Raw genomic sequence first — 18,657 nt, 5'->3', positions numbered from 1 at the left:
CGGAGGTGGAAGCATTAGTCTGCGCGATAGTCTGTGACGACACGAGGATGGCAACGACCGTTTACGTTTCTCCGATTCACGTCGACGTAGGGGACGGTCCTACATCAAGGAGGATGTGAGATGCTATCGCCACAGGCCAATCTGAGGCTCCTGCAACGCACTTCATGGAGTGGGTTCGTCTACATCGCGTTCCTCATGGTCGGCATCTTGCCGCTCGCGCGGTTCTTTCCCTCTCAACCTCCCACCTGGGACGCCATCCACATCACCCACGTTTATCACTCCAACGTCGCCGGGATCCGCGTCGGAATGGTGCTGGTGCTCGTCGGCTCGATGTTCTATGTGCCGTGGACGGCAATGCTTGCCAAACTCATCGCGGCCGTGGAGGGCAAGCCCGGCATTCTCACCTTCTGTCAGATCATCGCCGGCTGCACTAACGTGCTGCTCACCGCCTACCCCGCAGGCTGGTGGCTCACTGCCTCGTTTCGGTCGGACCGCGACCCGAAGCTTGTGCAGTTGCTCAACGACATCGCCTGGTTGCAGTTCCTCGGGGTGATCGCCCCGTTTTACTTCGTGGTTATCAGCATCATTTACGCCTCACTGGCCGATGAGGACCCCGATCCGATCATTCCTCGTTGGGCGGGGTGGTTCAACGTGTTCTTCATGCTGGACCTGATCCCGCTGAGCATCATCTTCTTCTTCAAGACCGGGCCGTTCGCCTGGAACGGAATTTTCGGCTTCTACCTGCCCTTCGCGACGTTCTGGGTCTGGTTCTTCGTGATGACGTACACGGTCCGCCGTGCGTTGCACCGCCTCGACGACGTGCCCGCCATGCCGCCAGCAACGGCGAAGGCGGCCTGACGTGGTTCGGGCGGCGATCGTCGGCGCGGGCGTGGCGGGACTGACAGCGGGCTATCGCTTACAGGCGGCGGGCTGGGAGGTCGATGTTTTCGAGGCCACCAACTCACCGGGCGGGCGTGTCCAGACGGTACGGCGCGACGGGTACGCAATCGACACGGGCGCCTCCGCGCTGGGTTCGACTTACCACAGCTATTTGGAGCTGGCGCGCGCACTCGGCATCGAGATGCGCCGCACGGCGCCCTATATCGGGATTCGTCGCGCCGGAACGACCCATCTGCTCGATATGGACAAGATGGTGCGGTCGGGCGTGACGACGCCGCTGCTTTCGCCGAGCGCCAAGCTTCGGGTGGCCCGGCTGGTGGTGGACGTGGCGATGGCCAAGGCCCGGGGCCGCCTGGACTACGCCGACATGCGCAAGGCCGCACCGCTCGACACCGAAAGCGCCCGCGCCTACGCCACGCGAGCGCTGTCCGCCGAACTGGACAGTTACCTGTGTGAGCCGATCGTGCGCACCATGCTGATCGCCGACACCGACAAGGTGTCAAAGGTGGAATTGTTCTCCGGAATCGCCAACATCTTCACCGCGAAGATCCTTGCTGCCGTCGGCGGGCAGGGCAGCCTGCCCGAGGCGCTGGCCGCGCGGCTCAAGGTACACCTACAAACGCCCGTCACCGAGGTGCTTCGAACCGAAAACCGAGTGCGCGTAAGCCATTCTGGCACCGCAACGGAGTACGACGCCTGCGTCGTCACCTGCCCGCTGCCCGAGGCGACAGCCATCTGCGTCGATGATCGCGGCGTCCTCGGTCCGCTCAACCAAAGCCTTGGCTACACCCAATGTGTCAGTGTCGCCGTCGGCACCACCAGGCCGCCGGACTGCCCGGCGTTCCTCGTGATGTTTCCCTCGGTGGAGGATCCCGACGTCGCGCTGATGTTCCTCGACCACAACAAGGCGCCGGACCGAGCACCGGCCGGCCACGGCCTGCTGAGTTGCCTGTGGGAGACCGGGGCGTCGGAGCGGATGATCGACGCACCAGACGAGCAGTTGATCGAGCACACCTTGGCGAGCGTCTTCAAGGTGTTCCCCGAACTGCGTGGCTCCGTCGAGTTCACCCACGTGACTCGATGGCGGCGGGCGTTGCCGTTCACCCGCATCGGCGCCTACCAGGAGATCGGTCGCCTCAACGCCGGGCTCGATCCAGCATCGCCGGTGCAGTACGCCGCCGACTTCATGTCGGCGGCCGGGCAGAACACCGCGGTGGAATTCGGAAACCGGGCCGCGCGCAACCTGATTGGCTCACGCGGGCGTCGATGTAGGGAAGGTCGCTTCTGCTGAGGTCGCGCCGGGACAACCAGGTACCGTGAGCGAAGCGCAAACCCGGTTGCGGCTGGGCCCGCTTACTCGGGCCCCGTACCCTCAGCGATCTGCTGAGTCAGTGCCTTGTGTACCGTCCAGGTCATCGACAGCAACCAGGCGACCAGCCCGGTCAGCGGAATGAAGAAGCCCACAATCCCATTCCAGGCCCAAGGGCCGGTTTTGAAGAACAGAATCAGCCCCGCGGGAATGATCAGGATGGCCGCCCATATCGAAAGGTAGCCGACCCATCGCGGGAGGATCGGGTCGGGTTGGGTGTCCATCAGAACGGCCGCGGCGATACAGAACATCTGGACTTCCACCGACCAAATGACGAGGACGAACAGGATCCATCCGACGTCGTTGAGCGCGCGGGTCACGTCGACGGGCCGGTCATCGGAACGGAACGCCGTCGCCATCCAGATTCCCACCGGACAGATGAACTCCAGCGAGAAAAGCGTACAGGACAGCATCTGCGTCGTTGCCAACGCCTTGCCTCCCGGAATCCGCCGGATCTGGCCCGCTATCGCGACGCCCCACGGCACCCAAAGCGCACACGCTGCCATGGTGATCACAAGGTTCACCCTGATCATCGTCGGGTGTGCGTTGTATAGGCCCGCGATCTGATCCGAGGCGGCGGAGGGCCGGTGCGGTGGCAGGAAGCCGGCCAGCCAGAACGAGACCAAGAACAGAACCAACATGATAGGTCCGGTCCAGATGAGGACTCGCTGGACTTTGGCTTCGCGCACGGCAGCGATGTTGATTGCGCTGTCAGGCGAAATGGAGCTCAACGCCATGCTTTTCCCTTCGCACAACAGGATTAGAGCGATTTGAGGACCGTGCGAGCGGTGGTCCTGCCCGCCCAGCCGTGCACGCCGCCCATCGGATGCGCGCCCGCACCGGTGTGCCACAAACAGGGGATGGGTGTGCGGTAGCCCGCCAGCGCCGCGGTCGGGCGGTTGGGGCCCATCTGGTTCAGCGACATGTCGGCGACCACGTAGCTGCCCTCGTGCGTCATCTCTCGCAGTTCGTCGGGACTCTTTACCCAGCTGCCGATGACCGTGCCGGCGAAACCAGGCGCCACTTCATCGACCTTGTGTATCGCCTGAGCCGCGAACGGTTGCCGGTGTTGCTGCCAGCCGCTGCCGTCGGCGAAGTTCTGCGGGACTGCGGTGCAGAACAGATACATCGTGTCGCCTTCACTGCCCCGCGGCACCTGCGAGCGATCGAAGGCCGACGGCATCAGGGCCCACATCGGGATCTCGGCGGGAATTCGGCCGTGCATCGCGGTGTCGAGCGCTCGGTCGACGTAGTCTTTACTGTCCCCGATGAGCATGTAGCTGCCCCACAGCTCTGGTCTGTCGCACAACAGCTTTGGGCGCTTGGACAGCGCGACGTCGATTTTGGAGTTGTTGATGCCCCAGCCGTTGATGCGGATGTTGCGGACCTCGTCGAGCACCGCCTCGGAGACATGCGCCGAGTCGACCAGTTTGCACATGAGGGTTACCGGGTCGACGGCCGCAATGACGTGCTTGGCGTGCAACACTTCACCGTCGACCAGTCGCACCCCCGCGGCCTGCCCATCCCGGACCAGGATTTCTTCGACCTCAGCGTCGGTGCGGGTCTCGCCGCCGTGGTGGCGCAGGCACGCGGCCAGGGCGTTGGTGAATTCGGCCATGCCGCCGACCGGGCGTTTGATGCCCCAGCCGATGTGCAGCATGATCACCCCCAGCACCGCTCCGGATCCCGGTTCCCGCAGCGGGGCTTCGGAACCCGAGGCGTAGATCGCGAGCAGCGACTTGACCTCTTCGGACTCGAACATCGTCTCGATCAGCTGATGCGGGGAGGCCACCAACATGCGCGCGACGGGCGCGAGATTGCGGCGCTTGCGCACGGCGCGCCACCCCAGTTCGGCGACGGTCTTCGCCCGCGGTCGGGTGGGGTGGTCCATGAGGTAAGGCGCCGCCACGTACCAGAAGTCGCACCACATCTCGCAGAGCTGAGCGAACTTGGAGGCGTCCCGTTTCGAATACCGCCGGATCTCCTCGACGGTGCGGTCGAGTGAGCGCCACAGCCCGATCGACTGGCCTTCTGGCCCGAGGTAAGCCCCCCACGGATCCGGGCTGGCCTGGCGCAGGCCGAAGGATTCCAGCTTGAGCTCGCTGATGATAGACGGCTCCAAGTTAGTGAAGAGCAGGTCAACCGCGCATGGGTTCATCACGAAACCTGGAGCCTCAGCGACTGTTTCGCGCGAGTAACTCATGCCACCAAGCCAGGGCTTGCGCTCGAGTACCACGACGCGTTTGCCGGCGCGAGCGAGGTAGGTGGCGCAGGTCAGGCCGTGGTGGCCGCCGCCGACGACGATGGCGTCGTACATTTCAGCCGGCGGTTGCTTTGGCGCGCTGCTCGGCCAACTTGGTCTGGTTGCGTGCGATCGTGTCTGCCGACAGGGGGAGCGGCAGGAATCGGCGGGTGCGGGCCATCAGCTCCTGGTAGTCCGGCCGTACGCCCATATAGTTGTCCTGGAAGGCCGAACCCAGGACCGACGTCAGCATGATGGTGTTGATGATCGGGCCCACCACCGTCCACCAGCAGGCGGGATTGCCGGCGACCGCCACCAGCCACATGCCCCACCAGACCGTGGTGGTCCCGAAGTAGTTGGGGTGGCGGCTGTGCTTCCAGACGCCGGTGTTCAGGTAGCGCGGGCGCTGATCCAGCGCCAGGAACGACTGCAATTGCGCGTCCGCAACCGTCTCGAAGTAAAGGCCGACCATGAACACCAGCAGGCCGGCGAACGCGAGCGGGCCGATGCCGCCGTGAGGTGTCCGGTTCTTCAGAATGCCGACCACGGCGGGCATGCCGATCAGCACGATGATGACGGCCTGTGGCTCCATCACCCGGAAGAAGCTCTTCCACCAGTAGCCGGGTGACATCTCCTTGACGAAGTTCAAATAGCGCGGGTCGCCGCCGTGCACGGGCACGTACCGGCGCCAGCGCGCGGCCAGATACCATCCCAGCCGCCCACCGTGCAGCATCACCATGAACAACAGCAACGCCGCGGTGACCGACTGTGCGCCGACGATCAGATACGCCAACAACGCCGGAACGGCGAAGGCAAAACCATACCAGGCGTCCATCATCGAGTGGTTGCCCTGCAGCAGCCCGACCACCCACAGGATTGTCACCACCGTGAAGGTGAAGATAACGCAGAACAGAAACACACTGAGGTCGCTCGACGGGTTAACACCCAAGCTACTGACCAGATCGTTCACGGGGCCACCCTAACAAATTTTGAGAACGATCGGTCACAAACTTTTGAAACACTGCTAGGGTTTTCCACATGCGCTACCGTCACCGCACGTTTACGGTCGTTCAGCTATCTCCGCCGTGCGATGCTGGTGCCCGCTGATGCGCATCGGGCACGGCCACTTCTTTCAGAACCTCGACGGCCGTTCTGATCACGACGTATGGCAAACGGAGATGGCGCTCGCCGACCGTGCTGAACTCCTAGGCTTCGATTCGGTGTGGGCGGTCGAGCATCACTTCGCGGATTATTCGATGTCGACGGACCCGCTGCAGTTCCTGACGTGGGTTGCGGCGCGCACGCAGCGGGTGCAGCTCGGCACGATGGTATCGGTGCTGCCGTGGCACGACCCGGTCCGGCTGGCCGAACACGCGTGCGTGCTCGATCATCTCTCGGGCGGACGGCTGATTCTGGGCATGGGGCGCGGGCTGGCCCGCCAGGAGTTCGACGGCTTCGGCGTCGAGATGGGCGAATCCCGGCAGATTTTCGACCGTTACGCCGCAGAGCTGCTGGACGCGTTCGAAACCGGGCGCATCCGTGGTGTCCAGTTGCGGCCGGCGCCGTTGGCGCCGCTGCGTGGGAGAGTGTTCGCCTCGTCGATCTCGCCGGAGTCCGCCGAGGTGATGGCCCGCCTCGGTGCCGGGATCATGATCTTCCTGCAGAAGCCTTGGGACCAAACGGTCGGCGATCTTCAGCGCTACACCGAGCACTACCGGCGGTACCGGGGTATCGATCCGCCCAAGCCGATGGTGGTCATCTTCAATGCTTGCCACGAGGACCCTGATATCGCTGCGCAGATGTTCGAGCAGGTCGTCGTTTACTACCGGTCGACGATCGAGCATTACGGATTCGCCGACGAAACGATGGCCGCGACACCGGGCTACGAGTATTACGGCAACATCGCGCGCACCATCGCCAAGCACGGCCGCGAGCAGTTCGCACACTTCCTGGCCGAGCTGCAACCGTGGGGCACGCCCGCCGAAGTCATCGAGAAGACCCGCGAGATCGTGCGTCGCACCGATGCCGGTGGCCTCATCGTCGTCTCGGCGTTCGGCAACTTGGCTCCCGACGTCGCGGCAGCCAACCAAGAACGCTTCGCGCGGGCCGTCATGCCCGCGCTGTACGAAACAGTCGGAAGTTCAACCTGAAAGGGGTAAAGGCTTGAAACTCGGAATCACCATGCCCAGCCGCACGGCGCCGCTTTCCCGCATACCGGATTACGCGCGGATGGCCGATGAGGCGGGCTTCGAATCGATCTGGACGTACGAGCTATACCGAAACCCGTTCTCAATGCTGTGCACATCGGCGCTCACCACCTCTAACGCGGAGTTGTGCACCGGGCTTGCGACGGCGTTCAACCGCTCCCCGTTCGAGGCGGCGAACGCGGCGGCCGACGTCGATGAGCTCTCCGGCGGCCGCATGAAGCTCGGTCTCGGCACCGGGGTTCCAGAGTTCTTGCAGGCCTTTCACTCCACCGACTTCCAAAGGCCCATCAAGCGCCTGAGCGAATACGTCGAGGCATTGCGCAGATCCTGGGCGTACCTCGCCGGCGAAGAGGTCGAGCCGTTCAACGGCACCTACTACCAGTTCACCGCCCCGCCCATCAACCCATGGGGGCTGCGCGACGGGGTGCGCTCGGACATACCGATCCTGATCGCGGGGATGCGCCCGCAGCTGCTCAAGTTGTGCGGGGCCAAGGCCGACGGATGGATCGGATACCTCTGGACACCAAAGTTTTTCGAGCAGGTCGTGTTGCCCAACATCACCGAGGGCGCGCGCTCGGCAGGCCGTGATCCAGACGCGCTGGATCTGGCCTGCGAGATCATCTGCTGTGTGCACCCCGATCGTGACGTTGCCTTGGCGCGCGCCAAAAAGCATGTCGGGTTCTACATCGCACACCCGGTCTCCGACGTGGTCGCCGAAATCGAGGGTGTGCAGGACCTCGTCAACGGGTTGCGCGCGTCAATGATGCAGAAGGGGCTGGCGGCCTTCGAGGAGACCCCCGAGGAGCTTGTCGAGCTGTTCTCCATCACCGGAACGCCGGAGGAATGTCGCCAAAAGGTGGACAACTACAAGGCTCTGCCGCACTTGGCCCTGCACACGTCCTACGTCCCTCCGTTCACCGCCGAGGAATCCGAGGACTGCTACCTGCAGATCATCGACGCGTTCAAACGGTAGGGCTGCTGTAACGGATGCCTTTGGAGCGTCGCAAGGCTCTCGGGCCGGCAAGCGATCGAGAGGCCGCTTGTCGGCCCCATCCTGCGGAGGAGGCAGGCCATACGTGATCCGGCCCGGCGAGCGAACCCGTTTTGTCACCGCGGTGGCCGCCGACCAGCGTTTCGCGACAGGGGCATTCGCCGAAGCCATCTCCGCAACTTCCTGCGCGGCGCCGCGCCATCCGTCCCCGACACCCCGCGCCGCCGCAACACGGGGGTGTTGACCGCCATCAAAGGTTTTCGGTGGTTTCCTCGGTCGTGGCGACCGACCGGCGGGGCACGCGGAAGGCCGGATCGAGCCGGCGAATGACAAGGATGAGCGACACGGCGACAAATGGCGCGATGACGCCGTAAACCGCCGGCGGGATCGCCATTTCAGAGTTGTTTAGTAGCTGTGGACTCAGTGCAATGCCGAAAGCAACCACGCCGTTGTGCATACCGATTTCCAGGCTCATAGCGACGGCCTGGCGTGGAGCAAGACGCATCAAACGTGGCGCCAGGTAGCCGACCGTCAAGCTGGCCAGGCAGAAGCTGACGACGGCGCCGCTGAGGACACCGAGGTGCTGCCACAGCGTCCCCCCGGATTTCGCGATCGCCGAAGTGGCGATCAATACCAACAGGATTGCGGCGGCCACCTTGACCGGCGTCTGGAGTCGCCGTGCAAGGTCGGGTCGTCGGTGGCGGATGGCAATGCCGATCGCGGTGGGTACGAGCACAAGGCCAATCACCCCGAGGAATCTGTCGAATTGGAGCGGGATGAAGCGGCCCCTTCCGAGAAACCATGTCATCGACAAGGCAAGATCGCCGGTATCGCGGCAATCGACAGCACCGCGTTGATCGCGGTCAACGTGAGGTTGAGCGCCAGGTCGCCGTTGAACAGATGACTCATGATGCTCGACGTGGTGCCACCCGGGGTCGCGGCCATCAACATTAGTCCGACCGCCATGGTCGGTGGAAGATGGAAAGCCTCCGCCGTCAGCAAGCACAGCACCGGTAACACCACGGCCTGACAGATGAGCGCGACCGCCAGCGGCCGCCACATTGTGGCCGCACGGCGGAAGTCCGCGACCGTGAGGGTCAGCCCGAGAGCGAGCATGACGGCCACGACCACTAGTGGAAAGAACCGGTTGTCCATGATCCTCCGCGCTGTCGCGATGCAGTGGTCAGTCTCGACCCGGTTGTCCTTGGTTCCCTCTCGAGACCCTAGCGGTGAAAGGCGTTTCGTCGCGCTCTGTGCACGATCGTTAACACTGACGGGGCGTGCCCGTAGATGGTCATAGGGCCGACGCCGAGCTCTTTGACCAGGCGATTGATCGTCAGCGCCGCCACTCCCTTTTGGTCGAAAGAGTTCGAATGCCTCGCGCGCTAACCGTTCCTGGGTCGGCAGGGCCGGTCGGCCCGGGCGTCGTGCCGGCCGGGCGTCCGGGCTCCGTCAGCGCGCCCGGTCACGCCAGGCCGCCACCAGCTCGGCGTTCTGCGCTGGAGTCGAACCGTAGGTGACGATTTCGTCGGCACCCGCGTCGATGAAACGCCGCAGGTTCGTCACGCATTCGTCGACGGTTCCGATCGCGCTGCAGTCCCACATGTACTCGTCCGGAATGACGCCGGCGACGTCCATCATTTCGTGGCGCTGGAATTCGCGGTCGGCGACCTGGGTGATTTTCTCGAACCGCTTGTGATTCCGAATCTTGTCCAGAAGCCCGAGATCCCAGCCGTTGGCGGTGCAAAGCTGCTCACCATAGCCGGGGTACTGCAGGTAGGTGACCATCCGTCCGTGCGCTAGCGCGCGGGTTTCGAAATCATCCAAATTCGGCGCCGTCACGACCAGCGCCGCCACCCGAATCTCACTAGGGTCTCGACCTATTCGTCGGCAAGCCTTGATGATCTGCTCCTTGGCGGCGGCGACGGCGACCGGCGTCATCATCGGGACCAGCAAGACGCCGTCGCACTTCGCGGCGGCAAATCGGGCGCCGAGCGGAGCGCAGAAACCGCCGAACCAGATCGGCGGCGGGGACCCGTGGTAGCACTCGGCGAACGAAAGATCCTCGAAAGCGCCCACAGGGCCGTCGTATTTGACGTGTTTGCCCGCCCACAGATCGCGCAGGATGTCGACGTAGTCGTGCATCTGGGCGTAGGTTGCCATCTTGATGCCGCTGCCGCGGAAGTATCCGTTGTCGCCGCGGCCGAGCCCCATGATGAAACGCTCGCCATAGCAGGCCTGCATCGTGGCACCGAACGCAGCGGCGGTCCACGGGTGACGCGTCGTCGGATCGATGACGCCGGTGCCGACTTCGAGCCTGCTTGTCCGCGCCGCCACACCGGACAGGATCACATCGGACCACTTAATGTCGATGCGCTCCGACAACCAGATCCGGCGATATCCAATGCGTTCCGCGTCCACGCCGTCCTGGATGCCCTGTGCCGGCGTGCGTGACACGGTCTCGTAACCGGACTGCTCCTGTTGAGACGTGACCGCTCCGGCGATGATGAAGGCGCTCATGTCGTCGGCGACCGGAGCCGGGGTCGTTTCGAAATCGTTCGTTGCCAACGGGGTCATCTCCTAGTCGAGGACCGTCTCTGCATCCAGATCCATGACAAAGCCGGCCGCCATCCCATTATTCCCGCAAACATTTTGTCGCCTCGCCGAACTGCCCGGTTCCGTAGAGGCTCGCATCCACCTTCTCGACGGCGGAGTCAAGGCCGCAGCACACCGCTCTCGCGTAAGCATCAGCAGAAAATCTGTGCGTTCCCGGTCCGAAGTGGGTGCAGCACCCCGCCCCGGTCGAGCTGAGTTTCAATCCGTGCATTACGGCGACCGTGGGCAACCGGAGCCCTTCGATCCGCTGAACGAGGCCGAGCAATCGACGGCTGAACTTTGTGCCGGGCCGCGGCGTCCATGGTGGTGAACTGCTGCGCCCGGACCCGCGCAGAAGAACCTTGCCTTCGGCCCGCACGATCAGCGCACGCGCCCCGGTGGGAAGGTCGTCCAACACGGCGTCGTGCGCGTCGGCGACCTCAGGGGTGAATAGGTTGAGCCTCGATGCCGCCCAGCCGATCTTGGCCACCTCACCGCGGCGCTCCAGTCGACGGTCGCCGTGCCGGATGGTCATCTGGCGAGCTTGCTGACGCCGGACGCAGTTAATCAAGCACTGCTTGCCTGTGAGGCGCCCGCATCAGCCGGACGCGATGTACAGTCATGCGAACACTCTGTTCGACGCGGTGAAGACGGGAGGCGGGTGGCAAGTGGTCTTAGCCAACAGTCCGGTGCACAACCGATCCGGCGCACAGACAGTGTGGTCGAGAGTCAACTTCTCCGAGGCGATTCAGGGCGTGCAGACCCCGCTGAGCTGGACCTTCTGGCAGTTTGCGATGGAAACCGCCGTGCGCCGGGGGTTCGGGGCGCTCGGCGTGCTCACTCGATCCGAAGTGCCTCCTCCGCAGAGTCCGGATGACCGCATCAGCGCCGCGTTCTATGGGCGTCCGGCGGGAAACCTCAACACATTTCATCGCATCGGCCAACGGATGCCCGGAACAGACGGCGATACTGTCGTACAACAAATGTTCGGCGAACCTCGCGGCACCGTTGGGGGCACACAGTCCGCGACGTCGCGGTTGCGCGCGAAGCTGCGGTACCCGGTAATCTTGGCCAGTACCGTCTCAAGTGCCTACTGGCACCGCAAGCGCATCCGCTCGGCCCGCGAAGAAATCCGCGACTGGTGGCGACGCGGTACCGTCGAAGCCCCGCCCACGACCGTCGTCGCCGCCCAGCGGCTGCTGCGGGAGGCGGCCGAGAACTTCGTCACCATCGGCACCATGCATACCACCCTGTCTCTGGTGGGTCAGGCGCTCGGCGAACAGGTTGAGCAGCTTGCGGTGGCCGGGTTCGGCAGTCGCGACAGGGCCGCGGAACTGATGACGGGGTATGGGCGCGTGGATGAGACCGAAGTCATCGCCGACCTGTGGAACTTAGCCAACGGCGCGCTACCGATGACGGAATTCGTTGCCCGACACGGCTATCACGGCCCGAATGAGGGCAATCTGCCCAGTCGCGTCTGGCGCGAGGATCAGACACCGCTGTGGCTGCTGACCAACCGCTACCGGTCTCGTGACGCGCTGCATCCCGACCAGATGTGGCGGCGTCAGCAGCGGGTGCGGCGCACCGCGGAACGAGAGATGCTGGCAAACCTAAATGCCCTCAACAAGATTCGGGCACGGCTGGTACTGCGCTTGGCGGCTGAATACATCCCGGTCCGCGAAGTCGGCAAGGCCGGTTTTCTGCACTGCGTAGATGCGGCCCGCTGTGCCGCGCGCATCATCGGTGATCGCCTGGCCTCAACCGGTCAACTGGCGGACCCCGAGGATGTCTTTTTCTTGACGTACGACGAACTGGTCAGCGATGCGCCGAGTCGTCCGGCGGAGGCGCTGCGCCGGTTGGTGCTCGAGCGCAAGGCCGACCACGAATACTTTCACAGCCTCGAGGTGCCAGACCGCTGGGTCGGCGATCCCATGCCGGTGGCCTCGCCGGCCGTCAGCGGGAATCGGCGCGCGGTCGGTGAACTTACCGGGATCGGTGTCTGCGGTGGCCAGGTAACGGGCACCGCGCGGGTGGTCTTCGACCCAGACGACGCCGATCTCGAAGAGGGCGACGTCCTGGTGTGTCCGACCACGGATCCCAGCTGGACACCGCTATTCATGCTGGCCGACGCCTTGGTAATCGATACCGGTGGAGTGATGAGCCACGGTGCGATCGTCGCCCGTGAACTCGGCGTCACCTGTGTGATCAACACCAAAAACGGCACGCGGGCTATTCCGGACGGCGTGCGGATCACGGTTGACGGCACGTCAGGCCGCGTCATCGTTCACGACCCGATCGCGTCATCGGAAAGAAATAGTGTTTGACACACGGGGATAAAAGGAGGCCTCAGCGCGGCGATTGTCCGTCAGCTCCATTGACATCCGGTGCGCCCGCTCCTCGGCGCGGTCCAACGAGTCGTTCAGCCCAGCGGCGCCGCCTACAATCCAGCAGCCTGGTGCCATGAGTTTGTCCGGCATCGGCCCGGGCGCCAATGAACGATTTGAGACGTCCAAACTCAAAATGATACTCTTGCATCCGTGCGCCACTCGGAGACGGGCCAGCGGGCATGACGCAGACTGCCTCTCCCGCTGCAGACGACCTACGCGCTACCGCTGATCCTGATGCGACCGAGCGTCTCGGCGCGCTGCGTCGGCAAGTGCGTGAGCTGACCAGCTCATGGCTATCCGCGGGCCGCTATGTTCCCCGGAGCGACTGTTGGCTGCGCTCATTCGATCTCGAGTTCTCCCGCGAGCTCGCCGCTCGGGGACTGATCGGCATCACGTGGCCGGTCGAATTCGGGGGTAGGGGGCTGGATGCCCGGTCGCGGCTGGTTGTCACCGAGGAGCTGTTGCGTGCCGGAGCGCCGGTTGCTGCCCACTGGATCTCGGATCGTCAGATCGGCCCGGCGATTCTGCGCCACGGCAGCCATGAGCTGCAAAAGGAGTTGCTGCCGGGCATCATCAGCGCCGAATACATCTTCTGCCTGGGCATGAGCGAGCCGGAGGCGGGGTCGGACCTGGCTGCCGTGCGTACCACCGCCAAAAGGGTCGACGGGGGCTGGTCGGTCACCGGCCGCAAAGTCTGGACCAGCAACGCGCATCGCGCGACGCACGCCTATCTGTTGGCACGCACGGATTCGACGGGCCGAAAGCACGAAGGCCTGTCGGAATTCATCGTCGACATGGCCACGCCCGGGATCGAGGTATCGCCGATAACCGACATGTCGGGGGAGCACCACTTCAATGAGGTCAGCTTCACCGATGTCTTTATTCCAGAAAATCGTCTGCTCGGGACGGAGGGAAACGGCTGGCGTCAGGTCATCGAGCAACTGTCGTTTGAGCGCGGCGGCCCCGAGCGAGTCCTGAGCACCTATCCGCTTTTGGTCGAAGCGCTCGATCACCTCCGCCGGACGTCTGACGGGAGTCACGACGTCGAACTCGGTGCGCTCGTTGCCCGCCTGGCCACGCTGCGGCGACAATGCTGGGAAATTGCTGATGCGCTCGACGCCGGCCGCGCGCCCGTCGTTGAGGCGGCGAGTTTGAAGTATCTCGGCACGGAGTTCGAGAACGACGTGATCGAGTTCGCTCGCCGAGTGGGACTGACGACCGCACGCAATGACCCACTGGCGGAAGCGCTTCTGGCCGCGCCCGGATTCACCATCAGGGGAGGCGCCTCAGACGTCCTGCTGTCGATCGTCACCAAGAGCGAGACCCGGCAATGAGTGAATTCGCGCGCGAATTGACAGACCTCATCCGAAATCTCGCCGAAGACGCCGGGGACAAGGTCGACGCCGACATTGGTCCGATGTGGAGCCAGGTCTGCGAACTCGGTCTCGCCGGAATCGGCATGCCCGAGGAAAAGGGCGGTTCGGGTGGAACGCTGGCCGACCTGCTGGTCGTCGTCCGGGAGCTGGCGCACGCGGGGGTGAGCACCCCTATCGTCGAGGCCTCGACGGCGGCGTACGCCGTTGACGCCGCTCCGGAGGCCGACACTTTCGACACGATCGCCGTTACTGACCTGGATGCCTGCTCGGAAGCCATCACCGCCGACGTGGCTCGGGTGCCGTTCGCCGGCAGGGCCCGTGCGCTCGTGCTCGTGACCGCATCCGGGGTCGTGACCGTTCCGCTCGCAGGAGGTTCGGTCACCGTCGAAGCGGACCGCGACATCGCAGGGCTGCCCAGCGGACGCGTGAAGCTCGACGGTGCTTCGGTCGCGCGGATACCTGCGGGACCCACCAGCCCGCAGGTCGCCGATCGTTTGGCGCTTGCGCGGTCGGCGGCCTTGCTCGGCAATGCGTCGGGGGCGTACGACCTCACCCGCAAATACGTGACGGAGCGCGTGCAGTTTGGCGCGCCGCTGATAAAGATCCCCGCGGTGTCGACGACGCTGGCCCAGATGGCGGTGCGGATCAAATTCGCCCAATCGGCGCTGGACCGGGCGACGACGGCGTGCGCAAATGATCGCACACCCGAGCTGCGGCGGTTCGGCGCCGTATCGGCCGCCCGCATCGCCACGGCGACCACCGCGACTCTGGTGGCGCGAGCCTCCCACCAACTGCACGGGGCGGTGGGTATCACGGCCGAGTACGGTCTGCATCGATATACAAGCAAGTTGTGGGCGCTGCGAGACGCCGACGAGTCCGAATTCGCCTACTCCCGCCGGCTCGGTGCAAGGGTTCGCGCAGAAGGCGAAACCGAGTTGTGGGAAAGCATCTCGGCTTAGCCGGAAGCGACCCCGCGCAAGACCTCAGGAGGCAATCAGTGAGTGACACCGTCTTGGTCGACACGGCGGACCGCGTCATGGTCATTACCATCAACCGCCCCCAAGCCAAAAACGCAATCGACAGCTCTGTCGCCACCGGTATCGCCGCGGCGATCGACGACTTGGAGTCTCGCGACGACCTGACCGCGGCCATCCTGACGGGGGCTGACGGAACGTTCTGTGCGGGTATGGATCTCAAGGCGTTTCTGCGTGGCGAGTCACCATCCATTCCGGGGCGTGGCTTTGCCGGGCTCACCGAAAGTCCGCCGACCAAGCCTCTGATTGCGGCGGTGGAGGGCTGGGCGCTCGCCGGTGGTTGCGAACTGGTCCTGACCGCGGACATCGTGGTAGCGAGCACGGCCGCCAAATTCGGGTTGCCGGAGGTCAAGCGAGGGCTGGTCGCCGCCGCGGGCGGGCTGCTCAGGCTTCCGAAAGCGCTGCCATACTCGCTGGCGATGTTGACCGCCTTGACCGGCGAACCGATCACCGCGGATGTTGCGGAGCGTCATGGACTTGTCGCCGTGCTCACCGAACCGGGCCAGGCGTTGGCCGTGGCGCGCGACGTCGCGGCCAAGATCGCCGCCAACGGGCCGCTGGCCGTCAGGGCCACGAAAAAAATCCTTGCGCACCAGAGCAATTGGACCGACCTTTCGGCGTTTGAATGGCAGCGTGAAATCACCGGTCGGGTCAGGGAATCGGCCGACGCCAAGGAAGGTGCCCTTGCGTTCGCTGAAAAACGTGCACCGCAATGGCAGGGTCGATAGGCGGTCCGCTCAACGATCTCGCAGCGATGTGATGCGCCACCACAAACGGACGGGTCTAGCCACTGCCGAGGCCCGCGTCCGGTTGATCGACCTGACCGGGCCCGGCTGTCCGCGTCTCGGGATTCTGCGTCAGATCAAGGTCATGGTCGAGGTCGGGCATCATCGGGAACATCCGGCAGATGAAGGGCACGCTGGAGCGGCAAGGGTCGAAGCCCGGGTCGGCGCCGGCCGGTACGGCAAGACACAGACCCGTCGTCATGGCGCCCAGCAAGATGAGCGCGGCCCTTTTGATGACGGGCATAAAACCCCCTCCCGATGCCGGCAATTGGCACGTGGGAATCGTCGCGTGCTGCCCAGTTCTCCGACCGATCAGCCAGTATATTGAGACTAGGTATCTCACACAACCCCGGGTGCGGTGGCTTCCGCATCCAGGGGTGCGGCCACGAACACCGTGCTGGGATCCAGACGACGAACGGCCCATTCGCGGCAACCCGCGCCGCCGAGATGGATGGGCACAGCGGGGATAGGAAGCCGGCGGACACAAATCCGGCGAAGACAGCAGCACGCAGATGATGCCGCTGTAGGCGCAAATGCGCTGAAACGTCGCCTGGGCATCGTGTCAATGGCCTCGATTGCCGATAAAGCTGGTGGTGGTGCCGGCGGGCGCTGGCAAGTCAAGGAGCTTCGCGACGAGCTGGCTTGCCGGATTGCTTTGTGCCATGGGGGAGTCCGGCGGCAGCAGTCCCGCGTCGATCATCATGTGCGCGGCGCGAACCATCAGAATGGCCAGGCGGGTGCCGGCCAGGACTTCGTAGTAGTCGAGATGGCGAAGTGTGTGACCGGTCGCCCGTTGGTAGTAGTCGATGGTTTCCTCGCGGTCGGGGATACCGGCCGGGAGGGGGAGACCGACGCCTTCGGTGTGGTGGCGCATCAAGAACAGCCACCAGCCCAGGTCTTGTTCACGGCTGGCCAGTGCCACCATCTCCCAGTCGAGTACACCCGCGGGGGCGAGGTCGTCGGAGAAGATGATGTTGCCCACCCGGGCATCGCCCCAATTGAGAACTTTGGGTTGATCGGGGTTTGGACGGTGCTCGTCCAACCAGTGCAGCGCCGCCTCGAGCGTCGGATTCGGTTCGCCCTCGGCCGCCCAGTCGAAGGTGCGTCGCCATTGGGCCAGACCAGCGTCGAGGCCGCTTTGGTTTCCTGGTGAGTCCAGGAATTCCAGCCCGAGCGCGCGCCAGTCGACGCTGTGGATCTGCGCCAGAACGTCGATGCTGTTGTGCCACATTTGGCGTCGCTGATCCGGCGTCAGGTCCAACACCCATCCCGTAGCGGTGAACGGTGGGTCGTCAGCGGGTATGCGACCGTCGATGCGCTGCATGACCAGGAATGGCGCACCGAAGACGGACGGGTCGTCTTCGAAGAAGTAGACCGCTGGCACCGGAACGTCAGAGTGATCGGCGAGCGCGGTGATGACGGTCGCTTCTTTGTTCAGGTCGTATTCGGGAAACACTCCCGGACGGACGGGTTGTACGCGGGCGACCATGCCCCGGGTCTGCGGGCCGCCGGCGTCGACCCAGCTCGCCGTGAACAGCACCGTCTCGTTGGAGAGTCCGCCGGCGCCGGGAATGAGCACGTCGGTCACCGTGATGTCCCGCGCCCGTGGCCATTTCGATTGCAGCCAGCCGGCGAGGCGCTCGGCGGCCAGCTCCGTATCGATGACGTTCTGCAAGGCCATCGTATGCTCCTTTTGCGCCAATATGCGCGTGCGACAGCGCGTTAGTGCCAGGCCGCCAAAGCCCGGCGCTTCATCATCCGCTGGTATTCGTCGAACCAGAGTTCCTGGTACGTCGCGTGAGTGGTTCGGCCCCGCTCATCGGTCCAGCGGTACACGCTGTCGTGGAATGCCGCGTTGGGCCAGGCAGGCAGCGACGCGCACGCAATCGCCTCACCCTGGAATCGGTAGATCTCCCCGGTTTCGTCTTCGGTGGTGATCTCTTGTCGGATTGGCAGATGAATGCGCGGGTGATATTCGAAGACGTTGCGGCGCACCCATTTGATCGACCGGGTTTCCGCTCCCCGCTGAACCCAAGCGAAGTGATGCGACGGCCGGTCCCCGACGTCGTACAGCCCCGCCCAGGCGGGGTTGGTGTCCGGCGGCTCGAAACTGATCTGGTTGAAGATGAGGTCGGGACCGAAGTACATGGGTGACCAGCCGACGGGCGGGACCCGTACCGCACCGCGGCGTTCCACCCGGATCTGGCGCCAGGAGCGGTCGCGGGGCGCATAACAGTCGACCGGATACGTGGTGCCGTCCAGCAGCAATTCGCCGGTCATGTGCATGAACTGCTCGGTGCCGCCAGGCTCGCGTGCCATATCGTGGTGGTCTTCCTCACCGGGCATAACATGTCCGCGGGCCAGTAGCGGCGTCACGGCCTCCGCGACGACGTCGATGGCGGTGCCCCCGTCAGTACTGCGGTAAGTGATCTGCGCGATCTTGCCGGGCTCGAGGAAATCGATGGTCAACCCGTTATCCGTGGTGATCGTGTTTCCCTGGACGCGCGGCCAGGGCATGGTGACCTCGTAATCGAGGAATGCCATGTCGGTGTACTCGACGTTGTCGGTGCCCTCGAAGATGCAGACGCCGCCCTGTGACAGCGGGAACGCCGGCTGGTAGCGCACGTAGAGGAACGCGCCGATGGCGGCTTCGGGAACGCAGAAGCCGAAGTAGTGCGTGTGGATCAGATGCGGATCCCATTGCTCGCCGGCCGCCGGCAGCGGCAGCCACAGGTCGGATTCGGCGGGATGTGTGGGAAGGGCCATGATCG

At 64.4% G+C, this 18,657-nt stretch carries 18 protein-coding genes and 1 pseudogene; 8 read left to right on the top strand and 11 right to left on the bottom strand.

Going from position 1 to position 18,657, the window contains the following annotated elements; translation table 11 throughout:
- Positions 1-195 precede the first annotated feature (195 nt).
- Both AWC19_RS15815 and AWC19_RS15810 read left to right on the top strand, forming a co-directional pair.
- On the top strand, positions 196-858 hold the full coding sequence (locus AWC19_RS15815) for a hypothetical protein (protein ID WP_142281219.1): 663 nt from the start codon (positions 196-198) through the stop codon (positions 856-858).
- A gap of 1 nt (position 859) precedes the next feature.
- On the top strand, positions 860-2,191 hold the full coding sequence (locus AWC19_RS15810) for a protoporphyrinogen/coproporphyrinogen oxidase (protein WP_158090889.1): 1,332 nt from the start codon (positions 860-862) through the stop codon (positions 2,189-2,191).
- A 62-nt stretch (positions 2,192-2,253) separates the two neighbouring features.
- Here AWC19_RS15810 and AWC19_RS15805 read toward each other — a convergent pair whose 3' ends face one another.
- The 3 genes from AWC19_RS15805 to AWC19_RS15795 are packed head-to-tail and all read right to left on the bottom strand — an operon-like array spanning position 2,254 to position 5,481.
- Complete coding sequence (locus tag AWC19_RS15805) at positions 2,254-3,006, bottom strand: hypothetical protein (RefSeq protein ID WP_085078996.1); 753 nt, start codon at positions 3,004-3,006, stop codon at positions 2,254-2,256.
- 23 nt (positions 3,007-3,029) lie between these two features.
- Positions 3,030-4,586 (bottom strand): phytoene desaturase family protein, encoded by a 1,557-nt coding sequence (locus AWC19_RS31215; RefSeq protein WP_085078995.1) that lies wholly within the window; start codon positions 4,584-4,586, stop codon positions 3,030-3,032.
- 1 nt (position 4,587) lies between these two features.
- Complete coding sequence (locus AWC19_RS15795) at positions 4,588-5,481, bottom strand: DUF1295 domain-containing protein (protein WP_085078994.1); 894 nt, start codon at positions 5,479-5,481, stop codon at positions 4,588-4,590.
- Between the two features lie 136 nt (positions 5,482-5,617).
- On the opposite strand from AWC19_RS15795, the gene AWC19_RS15790 reads away from it, so the two are divergent.
- Positions 5,618-6,661: an LLM class flavin-dependent oxidoreductase gene (locus AWC19_RS15790; protein WP_085078993.1), complete on the top strand. Its 1,044-nt coding sequence runs from the start codon at positions 5,618-5,620 to the stop codon at positions 6,659-6,661.
- 13 nt (positions 6,662-6,674) lie between these two features.
- Positions 6,675-7,691, top strand: coding sequence for an LLM class flavin-dependent oxidoreductase (locus AWC19_RS15785; protein WP_085078992.1), 1,017 nt, complete (start codon positions 6,675-6,677; stop codon positions 7,689-7,691).
- A 268-nt stretch (positions 7,692-7,959) separates the two neighbouring features.
- Here the strand turns inward: AWC19_RS15785 and AWC19_RS30670 are convergent, their stop codons facing one another.
- The 5 genes and pseudogenes from AWC19_RS30670 to AWC19_RS15765 form a co-directional block, all read right to left on the bottom strand.
- Positions 7,960-8,457 carry a bile acid:sodium symporter family protein gene (locus tag AWC19_RS30670; RefSeq protein WP_245849021.1) on the bottom strand — a complete coding sequence of 166 codons (498 nt, stop codon included), beginning with the start codon at positions 8,455-8,457 and terminating at the stop codon, positions 7,960-7,962.
- A gap of 56 nt (positions 8,458-8,513) precedes the next feature.
- Entirely contained in the window at positions 8,514-8,864 is a 351-nt protein-coding gene (locus AWC19_RS30665) for a bile acid:sodium symporter family protein (RefSeq protein ID WP_245849019.1), read from the bottom strand.
- A 68-nt stretch (positions 8,865-8,932) separates the two neighbouring features.
- Positions 8,933-9,064 (bottom strand): annotated as a pseudogene (locus AWC19_RS31630) (hypothetical protein); the annotation flags it as partial.
- A 97-nt stretch (positions 9,065-9,161) separates the two neighbouring features.
- On the bottom strand, positions 9,162-10,277 hold the full coding sequence (locus AWC19_RS15770) for a TIGR03857 family LLM class F420-dependent oxidoreductase (RefSeq protein WP_245849017.1): 1,116 nt from the start codon (positions 10,275-10,277) through the stop codon (positions 9,162-9,164).
- A 67-nt stretch (positions 10,278-10,344) separates the two neighbouring features.
- The gene (locus AWC19_RS15765; RefSeq protein ID WP_085078989.1) at positions 10,345-10,839 is read right to left on the bottom strand and encodes a Clp protease/crotonase-like domain-containing protein; all 495 of its coding nucleotides are present in this window, start codon (positions 10,837-10,839) and stop codon (positions 10,345-10,347) included.
- A gap of 220 nt (positions 10,840-11,059) precedes the next feature.
- On the opposite strand from AWC19_RS15765, the gene AWC19_RS15760 reads away from it, so the two are divergent.
- From AWC19_RS15760 to AWC19_RS15750, 4 genes are all read left to right on the top strand, one after another.
- Entirely contained in the window at positions 11,060-12,628 is a 1,569-nt protein-coding gene (locus AWC19_RS15760; protein WP_158090888.1) for a PEP-utilizing enzyme, read from the top strand.
- 242 nt (positions 12,629-12,870) lie between these two features.
- The gene (locus AWC19_RS30090) at positions 12,871-14,025 is read left to right on the top strand and encodes an acyl-CoA dehydrogenase family protein (protein WP_211284936.1); all 1,155 of its coding nucleotides are present in this window, start codon (positions 12,871-12,873) and stop codon (positions 14,023-14,025) included.
- On the top strand, positions 14,022-15,026 hold the full coding sequence (locus tag AWC19_RS30085) for an acyl-CoA dehydrogenase family protein (RefSeq protein ID WP_211284935.1): 1,005 nt from the start codon (positions 14,022-14,024) through the stop codon (positions 15,024-15,026). The genes AWC19_RS30090 and AWC19_RS30085 overlap by 4 nt, the downstream gene beginning before the upstream one ends.
- Positions 15,027-15,103: 77 nt before the next feature.
- Positions 15,104-15,829, top strand: coding sequence for a crotonase/enoyl-CoA hydratase family protein (locus AWC19_RS15750; RefSeq protein ID WP_245849028.1), 726 nt, complete (start codon positions 15,104-15,106; stop codon positions 15,827-15,829).
- 55 nt (positions 15,830-15,884) lie between these two features.
- Here the strand turns inward: AWC19_RS15750 and AWC19_RS15745 are convergent, their stop codons facing one another.
- From AWC19_RS15745 to AWC19_RS15735, 3 genes are all read right to left on the bottom strand, one after another.
- Complete coding sequence (locus AWC19_RS15745; RefSeq protein ID WP_085078986.1) at positions 15,885-16,130, bottom strand: hypothetical protein; 246 nt, start codon at positions 16,128-16,130, stop codon at positions 15,885-15,887.
- 318 nt (positions 16,131-16,448) lie between these two features.
- Entirely contained in the window at positions 16,449-17,567 is a 1,119-nt protein-coding gene (locus AWC19_RS15740) for a phosphotransferase family protein (protein WP_085078985.1), read from the bottom strand.
- Between the two features lie 41 nt (positions 17,568-17,608).
- On the bottom strand, positions 17,609-18,652 hold the full coding sequence (locus AWC19_RS15735) for a DUF7064 domain-containing protein (RefSeq protein WP_085078984.1): 1,044 nt from the start codon (positions 18,650-18,652) through the stop codon (positions 17,609-17,611).
- Positions 18,653-18,657: the final 5 nt, after the last annotated feature.

The sequence above is a fragment of the Mycobacterium palustre genome (genome assembly GCF_002101785.1).
In the GTDB taxonomy this organism is placed as follows: domain Bacteria; phylum Actinomycetota; class Actinomycetes; order Mycobacteriales; family Mycobacteriaceae; genus Mycobacterium; species Mycobacterium palustre.
This window is presented reverse-complemented; position numbering and strand designations above follow the sequence as displayed.

Coding starts and splice junctions, on each gene's coding strand:
- AWC19_RS15815 (WP_142281219.1), top strand. CDS start 196: ATGGTCGGCATCTTGCCGCTCGCGCGGTTCTTTCCCTCTCAACCTCCC.
- AWC19_RS15805 (WP_085078996.1), bottom strand. CDS start 3,006: ATGGCGTTGAGCTCCATTTCGCCTGACAGCGCAATCAACATCGCTGCC.
- AWC19_RS31215 (WP_085078995.1), bottom strand. CDS start 4,586: ATGTACGACGCCATCGTCGTCGGCGGCGGCCACCACGGCCTGACCTGC.
- AWC19_RS15790 (WP_085078993.1), top strand. CDS start 5,618: ATGCGCATCGGGCACGGCCACTTCTTTCAGAACCTCGACGGCCGTTCT.
- AWC19_RS30665 (WP_245849019.1), bottom strand. CDS start 8,864: ATGGACAACCGGTTCTTTCCACTAGTGGTCGTGGCCGTCATGCTCGCT.
- AWC19_RS15765 (WP_085078989.1), bottom strand. CDS start 10,839: ATGACCATCCGGCACGGCGACCGTCGACTGGAGCGCCGCGGTGAGGTG.
- AWC19_RS30090 (WP_211284936.1), top strand. CDS start 12,871: ATGACGCAGACTGCCTCTCCCGCTGCAGACGACCTACGCGCTACCGCT.
- AWC19_RS30085 (WP_211284935.1), top strand. CDS start 14,022: ATGAGTGAATTCGCGCGCGAATTGACAGACCTCATCCGAAATCTCGCC.
- AWC19_RS15750 (WP_245849028.1), top strand. CDS start 15,104: ATGGTCATTACCATCAACCGCCCCCAAGCCAAAAACGCAATCGACAGC.
- AWC19_RS15745 (WP_085078986.1), bottom strand. CDS start 16,130: ATGCCCGTCATCAAAAGGGCCGCGCTCATCTTGCTGGGCGCCATGACG.
- AWC19_RS15740 (WP_085078985.1), bottom strand. CDS start 17,567: ATGGCCTTGCAGAACGTCATCGATACGGAGCTGGCCGCCGAGCGCCTC.
- AWC19_RS15735 (WP_085078984.1), bottom strand. CDS start 18,652: ATGGCCCTTCCCACACATCCCGCCGAATCCGACCTGTGGCTGCCGCTG.